The sequence below is a fragment of the Mesorhizobium loti CJ3sym genome, assembly GCF_000472785.1.
GTDB lineage: Bacteria > Pseudomonadota > Alphaproteobacteria > Rhizobiales > Rhizobiaceae > Mesorhizobium > Mesorhizobium loti_E.
Genome location: NZ_KI421462.1, coordinates 1 through 13,701 on the forward strand (window position 1 = coordinate 1; position 13,701 = coordinate 13,701).

The following is a 13,701-nucleotide window of genomic DNA, read 5'->3' on the forward strand; positions in this document are numbered from 1 at the left end:
ATCCGAAACCTTGCCGCAGAGCAAGGCGCTTGGGCCAATATCCCGCCCAAGAAGAACAGAACCGGCAGCTTCCCGTTCTGCACATGGGTCTACAGGCAGCGAAATCTCGTCGAGCGATACTTCAACAAGCTCAAGCAGTTCAGAGGCATAGCCACCCGATACGACCGAGACCCGCTCAACTTCCTCGCTGCAATCAAANTCGCCTCAGTCCGTATCTGGTTGCGCCATTATGAGTCTGCGGCCTAGCAGGCAATAGGCTTTCTCCGACCCCAGAGCATTTGCTCTCTCTCGATAGCGCTCAGGCTGGCGAGGCTGGAATTCGGCATCGATTTTGTTTTCAATTAGGAGCGAGATTTGTCTTCCCTCCACCTGCAATTCCGCAAGAACGTCAGTCTCGCCAGTGGCATCAACTACAGACAGCCGGCATCTCTCAAACTGAGCCGTTCTGGGAAGCGCTAGGGCCAAAAGAACCAGTTCCTGGACAGGTTGGCCGAAAAGGAGTTCTTCACGTAGTAGGACATCAATGTCTCGCTCATACAGACGCGGGAGCGGGATGGTCGCCAAGCTTTCTGCCACATGAAGCTTCTGAGTCTCGCTCATTTTCGATTTTCCGATGCTGCAATCTGACGAGGGTTCGGGCATCGAACCGCACCCATGATTCTTCCCGATAACACATGGTATGCAACGATCAGAACAACCTTTCGAGCTGGCGCGATCCAGTAACCATGGGGCCCCGAATGAGGCAAGCGGGTTCAATACAACTACCAGCGACGACATGCTCGACGTAAACACCGGGCATACGAAGTTTGCCAATGCCCGCACGCAATTCAGGGATTGAAGAATTTGGCACGACTATAAAATAGAATGATCGCCATTATAGTAGCGAAAAATCAATCTCGGAAATAATTTATGCTACTACTCGCATTCTCACAAAACCGCCGATTAGCAAGATCACGTCCATCGGAAGATCATCAATTGACCGGACAGTGAGTGATTTATGGGGGATTTCCAATGCCGCAGGGCGCAAATTCCCGGCAGAGCCTCGTCTGCTTCTTGCAGAAATGGTAAGATAATGATTTACAATATGCATTCTGACTACCTAATCTAATATTAGTTTTTTCTGCCAACAAACAATTTTTATTAGAAAATAGAAACTATAATTCGAACGAATAGATAAATTTGATATCCTTGACTAATGCCCCTGGCTTTGGGATATAGATGGAGGGGGTAATATGATTGAGCTATACAAGCGGCGGACCATCGTCGCCCATGGGCGCTTGGCTATGCGCGAACGCCGTCTCGACGCTGCCCGAAATCGGCGCCACGGCCTTCAAGTTATGTCTTTCGAGCAACTCGTAGTGCGGCTTGCCGGCGGATTCGCTACGCAAATTGACGATGACACACTGCGTTCCGCTATTCTGGCGGCCTTGCCAACGACGCCGATGGGAGAGTTGGAGAGCATCAAACTGCTCCCAGGCATGATGGCCGCGGCAGCCGAAACCCTTCATAAGGCTTGGCGCGCTGGCATTGATCTCGCAGCAAGGGCCGACGATCATCCCCGATTACATTCAATGGCGCGCCTTGAAATGGCAGTGCTGGCGCAGTTGCCACCGGGAATGATGCGCCCGAACGATTTAGTCGCCGCGGCTTCGCAGCGACTTCAGCACACCTCTACCCTCCTGGGTCCCGTTGAGATCGTCGGCATCACCGAGCTTTCGCCTTGTTGGCGTCCCCTGCTTCGGGCGTTGACCAACCACACGCCGGTGACCTGGACCGCAGGGCCGCGTTCAACACCTATCTGGCTCGAAACGACTGGGGTCTCTATCACCCGAGCCACGGCGCTAGCACCGACCATTCAAGTCGTCAGCGCAGCGACGGCCTATTACGAGGCAATCGAGGCTGTCCGTTGGGTGCGGGGCCTGCTGGCATCGGGTGAGGCGGAGCCTGCCGACATTGCCATCGCAGCGGTCTCGAATGCGGAATATGACGACCATTTCCTATCACTTCGCGCCGACGCTAACCTACATCTTCATTTCGTCCATGGTATCAAGGTTACCACAACGCGCGACGGCCAAGCCGCTGCTGCGCTCGCCGACATTCTGATCCGTGGTCTGTCACAGACCCGAATGCGCCGCTTGGCCGCGCTCTGCAGCACTGAGTCGGGCCTTTTTCAAAACTTGCCGACGGGTTGGATGCGTATCCTGCCGACCGACGCCCCACTGTCCTCGACCACAGACTGGGCACGTTTGCTCGATCGTCTAAAACCGGAGGATTGGCCCAACGAGCGGGATCATGTCGAACCATTGCGCCAAATCGTCGATCTTCTGTCAAAGGGCCACGGTTCTGCCGACGAGATCGGCAGGGCGCTTCTAGGCAGTCGGGCGCTGGCGATCTTGCGCGAGGCGCTGCTTGCCGGTCCCTCGGGCTCGCTCGACGTGACACTTGAAACTCTCAAGCAGGATGACGGGCTTGAGGCTTGCGTTTCCGCTGTTTGGATGCCGGCCAGCGCTCTGGCCGCATCACCGCGCCGGTTTGTCCGCCTGGTGGGCCTGAATTCTTCGCGTTGGCCTCGGGGCATTTCTGAAGACCACTTAATCTCCGACCACATCATTCCAACGGTTGAACTCGACCCGCTCCCTGCCGGTGCAGCCGATCGTCGGGACTACGAAACGATCCTCGCGACGACAGACAGACAGATCGTTCTCTCCCGTGCCCGACGAGATAGCGAAGGGCGGCTCCTCGGCCGTAGCTCACTGACCGTGGGGCATGGCGCCGAAATTTACATCCGCCGAAACGCGATTCCAGTCCCTGCTTTCAGCGAAACCGACCGTTTGATGGCGAGAGCGGAGGAATTCGCCCGCGATCCTCAAGCGATCAGCGCGACGACCTGTTGGCGCAATTGGCACCGCAAGGAGATCACGCCCCACGACGGTCTGATCCGAGCAAGCCATCCCGTCTTGTTGGCGATTCTGGGCCGGACCCAGTCTGCGAGTTCGCTTCGCCTTCTCCTTCGCAACCCTCTCGGTTTTGTCTGGCGTTACGGAATGCGGTTCCAAATGCCCGAGAGCGGCGCCGACCCACTTGTTCTCGACCCCCTAGGCATGGGGGACCTCGTCCACATGACGCTCGAGTTGGCGCTACAAAAACTTGAAGGTGCCGGCGGCTTGGCCACGGCGGGTGAAGGTCGCATTGCTGCGGCGGTGAAGGATGCGGCAAGCGAGGTCGCCGACATGTGGGAAGGCGAGCGCGCCGTCCCGCCCAAAGTGATCTGGAGCCGGACGCTAGACGAGGCACGCCTCCTGGCCAGTCGCGCTTTAACCTATGGCGACGAGCGCCTGCCCGATGCCTTGTCCTACGGTGAGGTGGCCTTTGGCGGGGCCGAACCGAAGCCGGGTGCTATGAGCCCCTGGGACCCTGCGGCCTCCGTCGAGATCCCCGACACGGGATTTCGTATCAAAGGCTATATAGATCGCCTCGACCTTTCCGGCGACGGCACGCGGGCCTTGGTCCGCGATTACAAAACCGGACGCCCGCCCAAGGATGATATCCGCCTTGACGGCGGTCGCGAATTGCAACGGTGCCTCTATGCGTTTGCCGTCAAGGCACTGATCGGGGCCGATGTAGCGATCATCGCTTCTCTGCTCTTCCCCCGTGACGAGATCGATCTGCAACTCGCCCACCCCGAGGCCGTGCTAGTCGAGATCACGGGCTATTTGCAGGCGGCGCGCAACAGTCTGACCGCTGGGAAAGCGCTGATCGGGCCTGACTCCGGCGGAAGCTATGACGACCTCGCCTTCGCCCTGCCGGCGAACGCGGGCGCAACCTATTGCAAACGCAAACTACCCGGCGCGATCAAGATTTTCGGAGATGCAGCACAAGTATGGGAGGCTAAGTGACCGTCGAAGGCAAAAAGCTGCGTGACGACGCCGCTCGCCGCGACGCAATCAGCATGCATGACCGATCCATATTGGTCGAAGCCGGTGCCGGTTCGGGCAAGACGGCTATCATGGCTGGGCGCATAGCTGCCATGTTAGCCGAAGGTGTCACTCCCCACTCGATTGCTGCCGTAACCTTCACCGAATTGGCCGCCAGCGAGCTGCAAATCCGGGTCGGGGAATTCGTCAACGGCCTTGCGACAGGGAAGATTCCAACCGAACTGCGCATCGCCTTCCCGGGCGGCCTCTCAGAGACCCACAAGGTAAATCTGGCGGCGGCATCCGCTGCGATCGACGAGATTACCTGCTCGACAATCCACGGTTTTTGCCAACGCCTGATAAAGCCCTTTCCTGTGGAGGCAGACATCGATCCGGGCGCCAACGTGATGGATCGCGATCAGGCGGATCTCGCCTTTACCGAAATCGTCGATACCTGGCTACACGAGCAGCTATCGGGTAACGATGGCGGGATTATTGCCGAAATGGTGCTAGAAAACCCCAGCGAGACGGTCGGACTAATCCACAAGATCGTCGCGAACCTGCGCAAGCGGCGCACCGTGTCGGCCCCGGCCTCCATCTCGCTAGCACCGCACCTCCGGGCATTTGGCCGCGCGGCTGAAGCATTTTCGGAATTTATCCGAACCGCACCTGTCGTTGAAGAAGAGACGGCGGTGTTCGCCGACCTTTTCGCCGAGATGGCGGAACGCACGGACAATATTCCTATGGCCGAAATGCCCGCCGGCATGGTTCGGCTGCTTGTTTCGGAACCGCATCCCGACCTCTGCACTAAGGGGGGCACGTTCCTGGCGTTCAAGAAGAAGGGTAAGTGGGTCCAGGCCGCCAAGCGTGAAGGCTTTGCCAAAATCGATGGCGAACGCCTCAACACATCGGCCGGAGCGCTCCACGCAGCGTGCTGCACGGCTTGGCAGATCATGATACAGAACGCCGCCAGTCGAGTTCTGTCCGATCTGATCACTCAGGTGCGGTCGGTGCTCCATCGGTTCCGGGACTATAAACGCTCGGCGGCGCTGCTCGACTTCGATGATCTGATCTTCGCCGCGCGCGATCTGTTGCGCGACCACGACAAAGTTCGCCGCGCTTTGGCGGCGCGCTTTTCGTATGTTCTCGTCGACGAGTTTCAAGATACCGACCCGCTACAGACCGAGATATTCTGGCGCCTATGCGGCGACCCACCCGTCGATCGCGTCGCGCAGGATTGGGCTGGATTCTGCGTTCGTCCCGGCGCGCTTTTCCTGGTCGGCGACCCCAAGCAGGCGATCTATCGCTTCCGGGGCGCAGACGTCAGCGCCTATGTCCGAGCGCGCGACGCTTTTCTCTCCCAGGATGTTGACAGCGTCCTGTCGATTTCTACCAACTTTCGATCCTGCTCGCCCATCCTCGCCTATGTGAATGCGCGCTTTGAGGCGGTGCTTTCAAGCGAGGGGCAGCCAGGCTTTACCGCCCTAGATCCCTTCCATGCCGGCCGAAGCGGGGGCCCGTGCGTGGTGGCTCTGGACGTTACCGTCGCAGACGAGAACGGCAAAGCATCGGCCGAACAGCAACGAGACGCCGAAGCCGAAGCCGTCGCCGAGATGTGCGCCCGCCTGATTGGCAACGAAATGATCCTCGATCGTCGCTCAGGCGCTCAACGTGTCTGTCGACCTGGTGATATCGCTTTGCTGGCACCGACTGGGAGCGACTTGTGGCGCTATGAAGAGGCGCTTGAGCGGCACGGCATCCCTGTAGCCACCCAAGCAGGCAAAGGCCTGTTTCGCCGTCAGGAAGTTCAGGACCTGATTGCGCTGACACGCGTTCTCGCCGATCGGCGTGACACCCTAGCCTTGGGGCGCTTCTGCGCGGCCCGTTGGTCGGGCTGACCGAAGAAGAGTTGCTAGACATCGTCTGGGCGCTGCCCAGATCCGGCGATTATCCCGATACCTTGCCGCGCCTAGACCTCGGAGTGGATGCCAGCGGGATCGCCCACCCGCTGGCGCGATCGACGATCGAAAAGCTGCAAACCCTGTATCGCAAAACCAACAACACCAATCCTCACTACCTCTTATCGCAAGCGGTGGACTTGATGCGGGTTCGTCCGATTCTGCTCGAACGTCACGGCAGACAGGCTGAGCGAGCGTTGGCCAATGTCGATCTCTATCTAAGCCTGACCACAGCCTTCGCCATTAGGGGCCTTCGCGCATTTGCCGACGCCATGACAGCCGCGTGGACCGACGAGGCGCGCGCAGTCGAAGGCCGACCAGATGCGCAGGAGGAGGCCGTCGCGCTTTACACTATACACGCCGCCAAGGGCCTTGAGTGGCCAATCGTCGTGCCAGTTAACACCATGACCGGGATCATGGCGCCGGAAAGCGCCGTAACCGATCGCAACAGCAACACGTTCTATTGCCCCATCTTTGGCGTGAAACCGGCGGGATATGACAATGCGCGCGATGCGGAAAAGGCCGAACTCGACCGCGAGCGTATTCGGCTCTGGTATGTCGCCACTACGCGGGCGCGAGAGCTGCTGGTTCTGCCCCGCCTTGACGCTGCGCCGCCGAAGTCAGCCTGGATCTCGCTCGTGAACCTGTCACTTGACGAGCTTCCGGCGCTCGACCTTTCCCATCTACCCCGCCACCTGCAAAAAGCCGCAGCCGCAGAGCGTAACAATCAAACCCGGGAAAGGTTCGCAGTAGAGGCCTCCAACATCGCCGCCAGAGAGCGCCGGCTGATCTGGCTGGCACCGAGCCGGGACGAAACCAGCAACGGCCCGATCCTAACATCTGAAGGAGCTGAAATCTGGACGGCGAGCGAAGGGCACCAGCCTGATACCGAGGATGCGCTTCCGCCCAGCATTCAGGGCGGACGGGAGCGCGGATTGATCCTGCACAAGCTCTTTGAGGAGGTGCTGACCCGCGAGACGGGCGAAGATACCGAAGCTCTTACCGAGCGGGCGCGGGCGCTCATCTTCGCCATCGGTAAGCCCGTCGTCGATGATGCTGCTGTAGGTCTTTCGGCTGACGAGCTAGCAGGATGCGTGACCCGCACCCTTGCCCTGCCCGAAATCATCGAACTTCGCCCGACTCTCGCTCCCGAGTTCCCGGTCTACTCATCCAGGGTCTTCGATGGCGTTGAACGGGCGACTGCCGGAATCACCGACGCCACCAGCTTTGGCCCCGACGGCAAGCCGAAGGTTGTAGTCGACTGGAAAACCGATGTTGAACCGACTCCGGAAGCCATCAACCACTACTGCGCGCAAGTCAGAAATTACCTCGATATGACCGGCGCTGAACACGGGCTGATCGTGCTGGTGACTTCGGGCCAGATCCTCCAAGTGACACCTTCGGCAATCACGGTCGCACCTTAAACGGTTGATCGCAAAACGGCGTCTGAGTAAGCAAACTCCAGTGAGCTACATTCCTTCAGTTCCCGACATACTATTCCCACCAGTTTCGGTCATTCCGGGGGCCAGACGGATAAGCAGCTGCTCCCGCGCCGCGCCAAGCTGCGCCACGCCAGCTCGGTTGAGCATCGCCAGCAGGTCATCTTGCCGTGGTTGCCCAAACGCGAGCCGGTAAAGTGCTGTGCTCCGCTTCAGCCACTCCGCTTTTCTCGCCTCGCGAGACAACGGCGGCAAGGGTAAGACGCTCTCGATCTTTACTGGACCGTCATAGAGCCAATACGGCCGGAGTCCCATCCGCGCACGCCCCCCTGCACGAACCTCAGCTTCGGCCGCTGCCAGCATCTGAGGCCATGCCGCGTTTTTCTCGAAACCTCGTGCCGCAAGGCCCATGGCTTGGGCTATATTAAGGCGAACAGCATGGCAGAGATAGCGCTGCACCCGACCCTCACGTTGCTCCATATCGACGGGGTTTCCCGGAAGGTTCCAGTGCCACAGACGATATGCATAGCGGTGGAAATCCAAGCCTTCTTGCCCCACTGAAGTCGATGCAAGAATAAATGGTCGGAAGGGCGAGTTGAACGCCTCACGAAGAGTGTCGATCCGTGGCCCCGCTTGATGTTCATCAGTGATGTCGGCGTCGCGCGTGGCGTTGCTGGCGAAACGCGCCGCGAAATGCGATGGCAACGATCGCACCCGCGTGCCTCTGCCCTCCGCCCTGAATGGGTCGCGTAGTGCGATCGAAGCGGTGCGGATACCTGTGACCTCTTGCAGCTCACGAGCCAGAATATCCCTCGGATCATCGCCTTCTCGCAGCCCGTTCGGATCGAGATGCCCATCGGTTAGCAGGAAGAGATATTCGTCCAGCACGGCCTGCAGGTCGTGCCGTAGGCAATAGTCAAGCACCCTTCCCCACGCCCCCTCGCTCCCGGCACGCCCTACTAGCGTCGCGACCTCGCGGTGATTAAAAAGTGTTAGGAACGCAGTTGCGATCTGAGCAGCCATTTGTGTCCGTCGGTGCTCTTCTACGTCGCCTTTCCGTCCCACATATCTTCGTAGCGAGCGGAGGAGGCATATCGCGGGACTGCCGAGGGCCACCCGGGCCAGATACTGCAGGCTTTGCGGTTGCAGCGGGCCGCCGTCCTCGGGCAATTGCGCCTGGGTGAAGCTGGAGAACAGTTCGGTGAGCGGGCTTTCTTCGACAGCGCTATCCGCCTTGGACCTCACTTGACGCGCGAAACCCTTTTGAACCGCTTCAAACCGCTGCGAGTCGGGGGGACAGCCGTCCAATAGGGCAAGTAATTCCCAAAGCGCGCCCCCCCCTTTTTCCCGCAACTCGGCAGGCAAAGCCACCATAATTGCGGTTTCGGCCTCCCGCAGCATAGCTTCTGGCGACAATTCCCCGCAGCGTTGCCAGATCGCCTGCGGGTCGACCACTCGGGCAAGGAAATCCGACGGATAGAGCAGCGCCAGCACCCTCAGGCCGCTTTCGGTGTGTCGTGGATCCCTCACTAAGCGCAACAAGCGTGCGACCTTATCCGGCGGCGGCCCGTTCTCGCCCGCTTCGTCGCGGATGCGCCGTTCCACTTCGTAGGAGACGAGTCCTGCGATAGCCTCGGGCACCATCTGCCAATCCGAAAAAATCAACGTTTTGGTCAGTGGTTTGTCAGGTCCACCCGCGATATAGGGCAGCGACGGCGGGAGCCAGATCCTGCGGTGCAGGTCGGTATTGTCTAGCACTTCATCCATTAGAGCGCGCATCCGACCATTGCCTGGCTCGACCTTCTCGAACCGCTCAATCTTGTCGAAGGGCAGCAGCGCAGGTGCGCCTATCTTTGCCAATGCGGCGCGGCGACCGTGGTCACGGATCTTCTGGGCCAGAGTATAATCCCCCATAAAGCTCAATAGGTAGGGAGCTGATTTCCAGTATGGAACAATCCCAGGCGCCCCCACGATGCGCGCCACCTGATCAACCGCCCGAGCCTGAAGCAGGTCGTCCGACTGCAAATTGGCCAGAATGGTGCGCCGTTCTATCCCGGCATTCGGATCGCTCAAATCCACTCTCTCAGTCCGGCTCATCACTGTTCTTAGACGAGCCTCGACCACGTTCCGCGAAGCGTTCACCGCGTCCGGCTTAGCAAGGTCAAGTCTGAGCAGATGCTGTCGAAAAGCGCGCAATTCCGCTTTCAGTTCCGCTGCGGCGCGGGGTCCGTTCTCGGAGCCATACAGAACCTCAATGGTTCTCAGAAAATCTTCGTGGTGATCGCCCTCATCCCGCGCATCCTCCCGCAATGTGAGCATCCTATAGGGCGTGGCCGAAAGGAACAGCACTCGTGCCGCGCCTCCGTCATGAGCCAGGAAAGACGCCATCAATTCCCGCGATGCCGCCTGCCGAGGCGTGACAGTTTCGCCCTCCGCCGGCTCACCAAATAGGTCACGAAATCGCTGGAATTCGTCGAAGATGATAAGTCGAGGGCGCAACGTAGCGATTGAGGCACGGGCTAGCGCAAGGCGAAGTTCCCTGACCAACACTCCCGCCTCCTCTTGGGGGCGGGCACTCTGAAGCCAGTGCTCGACACGATCTAGCAGTCCGTGTCGCGCGAACTCTTTTTTCAGCCTCTTAAGGAAGGCGGGCTTTGCTAAAATCCGCGTCTTGTCGAGATGGTATTGCCAATTCTTAGTCACTCTGCCGCACAACAAGTGATCATACCGACTGTTGCCGACCCGGTTTGACGAGAGCAGATTTCTGATGAGCGCCCTTTCCCTCATCCATCCCCAAGTGCTAGCAGGATCAAAGCTGGTGCCAGGCGTAAGACTGATAAAATTAACTCTGTCGCGGAGCATTCCCGCTTCGGCGCCAGCATCGAGAAGCGGCAGTAGTGTCAGCCGCGTCGGCAACACGTTGTTAGACAGTCCCAGCACGTTCAGAACTTTGAGATTTTGGCGGGCAATTGCGCTGCTAGAACATACATAGACGATATCAGCCCGCTTTCCTCTCGGCAGTTGCGCAATTGTCCTTGCGACCACGCCCTGTGCTACTCGTGTCTTTCCAAGGCCGACTTCGTCGGCCACAAGAAACCGTCGCACACCCGCTGCGAACCTTGCCATTACATAGCTAACCGTCGCCAGCTGAAAGGGCTTCAGCTTCGCGAGATGGGGTTCCGGATCGATAAGCTGGCTCATTTGGATGCCTCCCGGAACACGGACCAGAGTTCATCGAATTCACGCCACAGCGAATCCGCGCCCCGATCTCCTTGCCAACGCGATTTCATCGCTCGCACCATTCGGTCAAGCGAGGCGAGCCGTTCCGAGCCGTCCGGCGCAAGGAAGGCGGCGAGCAGTGCTTCCAGCACGGGTTCTTCTGTGCGCCCTGGCCCGGAGGCATCACCGCGCCAGCCCTCCTCCAGTCGCACCAGGCCATCGAGATCCGGCTCGCGCTCCAGCATCGCCGTGACGAAGCGCATAAATTGCGCTGGCGTCTCCACCACTTGGGCAAGAATGGCTTCGAGCCGCTCTTCAGTATTGGGCAGGCCCTCGGTATCGGCCTGCGTTACGAAGGCTGCCGTCTGTCCATTCGAATCCGCAAGCTCGACGCACAGGAAGGAAGTAGCATCCCCGGGCGGGACTTGGCCGAGCCCCCAAGGCCTACGCGTATCGAGCATCACCACCCGCTCCTGTGTGATCAGGCGGGCGCCGAAGCTGAAGCCCATCCGCGCGGGCAACTCGACGTCTAGTTGCACTTCGAGCATGCCGTCGTTCGGCGTGAACTCCAGTCGCGGTCGCGTGGCGCAGATCGCCTGACGGATACTCCAAACCTTCCGCTCGAATTCTTGCGCGACAATCTCCTCCGGTGTCCGGGTGCGGGGCTGCCACTCTTTTAGGAGGGGTCCCAGGCCGCCTTGGCCGAGAAGCCCCTTGTCACGAAGACCAATCGCTCCGACACGCCGCGTTAGCCCGCTAAGGGTCGCGAAGACTTCGATGTTGCGCACTGCGCCGGTGCCGAGACCAGCAGTCGTGGCATTGCCAGAGCCCAACGTGATCCATGTCCGAGGACCGCGTTCCACAATATAAACCTTAGCATGCAGCCCCGGCCCAGCCTCACTCGCTGGCGCAAAGCCCATGCCCTCCTCAGTTTCCATATCGGCCACGTCGGACAGCACGAAACTACTCGCAGTTCGACCACCTTCGGGCAGCCTAGCAAGCCAGTCATCGCGCGCGACCAGCGCCTCGATCCGAGCCTTACCTAAGGTCTTTAACCCTCCATCATCGCAGAAAGGCGAAATCACAGCGAGCCGTCCACGCTGCTCTGGTTGCCATAGTGACTTCCTGCCCGGCAAATGGGCCGCGAAGTCGAAACTGTCAAAGCCCGGCGGTAGCTCCCATTGAGCACGGTGAAGCCCCTTTCGCAGTGCCTTGAATCGCGGAGTATCAACGCGCCCGGTCTGATCAAGAAGGTAGTCTATAAAGGCGCTTAAAGATGCGTTCTCACCGTTCTTCTCTTCCCCATCGAGTTGCAACACCATGTCCCACGAGCGATCTTGGGTCAGATTGCGTGACATCACCAGCAACCTAAGCTTCGCTGGTCCTTTCCCGTCGTCCGGCTCAAAGCGTAGCGCCCAGAGCTTGGGGTGGAAGGACGCGCCCGGAGGCGGGACAATTTCGTGCAAAAGCCCCTCTAGCAAGGTGACAAGCCGGTGCTGTCGACCCGGACGAGCGTGGATATTACCTGCTTCGACGCAGATCATAACCCGGTCGCTCAGCCGTTGCATCGCTGCGAGCGTGGCCAATGCATTTTGCGCTACCTCCGCCCGGTCAAGCGCCGATCCCAGAGTCAGTGCCACGGGAACAGTCAACGCAGCGATGAAGTCGAGCGAATAGGTCGTGCCGATTGCAGAATGCAGCCTATGATTTTTCGGAGGATGCAACGCCGTGCCGAAAAGCAAGCGATTGTCGGGAGCGAGCACCGTATCGGCGCTTGGCCCCTTTTTTTCAGTGCTATTCTGCCTCATAGGGAAACCGCTGTTAGATCGTGGAGATATTGGCGCACCGTCTGCCAACGGAAGTCCAACCGTCCGGCGCCGGACGCGCCATTCCACACGTATTGCGTTGGATCCTTGGTAAGCCGGGCTTTTTGCGTCCGAACCACCATCTCTCGCTCACGGATCAGCGCCTCAGCCTGACTTCCGGAAGGGTCGCGCCTCCCGACATCCATCCAGTTCGCCACGAACGCCTTTGTCGCAGGATGAAGTCGAGGTAGCACAGGTGGCCGACGGCCATTTTCCTTCGAAAGCGGCTCGATCAGTAGATCCACCGATCTCATCTTCTCCCAGGCTGGCCTAGCTTCCTTACGCCAATGGTCTAACTCGTCCTGATATTTCGCGACGAGCGGATCCTCGCCCCGCCCCCTAGCGAAGTGCCGCGCAAGAAGGAGATTGTAGAGCAAGGCCGCGCCATGCATGATCGATGCGAACCGCACCGCACGGTCTAGAACCATGGCGAATTCCGGCGGCAAGTTGAGCCCCCCGTGTCCAATCTCCCTCAGGTCGGACAATGATTGGAGACGACCCCATTTGCCACCAAACTTTGACGCCACCTCATCGGCTCGACCAAAGAGCCAACTGAGAAGCGTGGGCTCCCCGCCGCCTGCATGTGTCGCCACTCGATCCACAATCCAATCTTTTTCATCATTGTTCAGACAGAATCCCAAGGTGGTCGCACCAGAACTCGACGGAATACTCTCATCCCAGAGCATGTCGCCCGTCGCCATCCGCTCCAGCACCTCGCCAATCCCGGAGCGCTTTGCGCGCGCATCGCGAATGCCCCACTCGCCCAAGCCGAGCCAATAGACCGAGCTTGGCATCCGTTTTATGTCCGCCCCAGCTTCCCTTCCGATAAGCCCAGCCATGTCTTCGCCAGACTTGCGCAACCGCTCGATGAGGTCGGCCTCCGCCTCGCGCAGCACGGCACGGCGGTCGCGCGCCTTCCTCAGCACAGGCGTAATATCTCGGAATATACGTGGAAGAAGAACAAAGTAGCGCAGCCGCGTTTGCACTGTGCTGGTTCCGGGGAACATAAGGTCAGAAAAGGCGTCTCGGATCGCACCAATTCCTAATTCATCCCTCGCTTCCGGCGTGCTCAATTGCCTTAGCAGCACCTGCGTTGCCTCAGCCTCGCGCCGATCGAAATCCACCCACCCCATAGCTGACACGAAAAATCTCCTCGTTTAACCCTTGCGAAAAAATGGCAGCAATCAACTCGTGACCTAAGACTCTTTTTTATTTCCGTTTAACGGAGAGTCCGGGGCTTCATTTCCGCCTTCAAGCGGCCTCTTTTTACATTTGTATTTTCAAAGCGAATTCGCGGGACGTGATG

General features: G+C 59.2%; 6 protein-coding genes and 1 pseudogene. 4 read left to right on the top strand and 3 right to left on the bottom strand.

The window, feature by feature from the left end; all coding sequences use genetic code 11:
* From A3A9_RS43645 to A3A9_RS46450, 4 genes and pseudogenes are all read left to right on the top strand, one after another.
* A pseudogene (locus tag A3A9_RS43645) lies at positions 1 to 246 on the top strand (IS5/IS1182 family transposase); the annotation flags it as partial.
* Positions 247 to 1,232: 986 nt separating this feature from the next.
* Complete coding sequence (locus A3A9_RS0136475) at positions 1,233 to 3,896, top strand: PD-(D/E)XK nuclease family protein (protein WP_202596449.1); 2,664 nt, start codon at positions 1,233 to 1,235, stop codon at positions 3,894 to 3,896.
* Positions 3,893 to 5,812 carry a UvrD-helicase domain-containing protein gene (locus A3A9_RS46445; protein WP_343286156.1) on the top strand — a complete coding sequence of 640 codons (1,920 nt, stop codon included), beginning with the start codon at positions 3,893 to 3,895 and terminating at the stop codon, positions 5,810 to 5,812. Before A3A9_RS0136475 ends, A3A9_RS46445 begins: the two co-directional genes overlap by 4 nt.
* A complete protein-coding gene (locus tag A3A9_RS46450; protein ID WP_343286157.1) occupies positions 5,800 to 7,296 on the top strand; it encodes a 3'-5' exonuclease in 1,497 nt (498 codons plus the stop codon). The genes A3A9_RS46445 and A3A9_RS46450 overlap by 13 nt, the downstream gene beginning before the upstream one ends.
* A 45-nt stretch (positions 7,297 to 7,341) precedes the next feature.
* Here the strand turns inward: A3A9_RS46450 and A3A9_RS46170 are convergent, their stop codons facing one another.
* The 3 genes from A3A9_RS46170 to A3A9_RS0136495 are packed head-to-tail and all read right to left on the bottom strand — an operon-like array spanning position 7,342 to position 13,528.
* Complete coding sequence (locus A3A9_RS46170; protein ID WP_051371534.1) at positions 7,342 to 10,512, bottom strand: hypothetical protein; 3,171 nt, start codon at positions 10,510 to 10,512, stop codon at positions 7,342 to 7,344.
* Complete coding sequence (locus tag A3A9_RS0136490) at positions 10,509 to 12,338, bottom strand: phospholipase D family protein (protein ID WP_027062834.1); 1,830 nt, start codon at positions 12,336 to 12,338, stop codon at positions 10,509 to 10,511. The genes A3A9_RS46170 and A3A9_RS0136490 overlap by 4 nt, the downstream gene beginning before the upstream one ends.
* A complete protein-coding gene (locus tag A3A9_RS0136495; protein WP_027062835.1) occupies positions 12,335 to 13,528 on the bottom strand; it encodes a DUF6361 family protein in 1,194 nt (397 codons plus the stop codon). The genes A3A9_RS0136490 and A3A9_RS0136495 overlap by 4 nt, the downstream gene beginning before the upstream one ends.
* Positions 13,529 to 13,701: the final 173 nt, after the last annotated feature.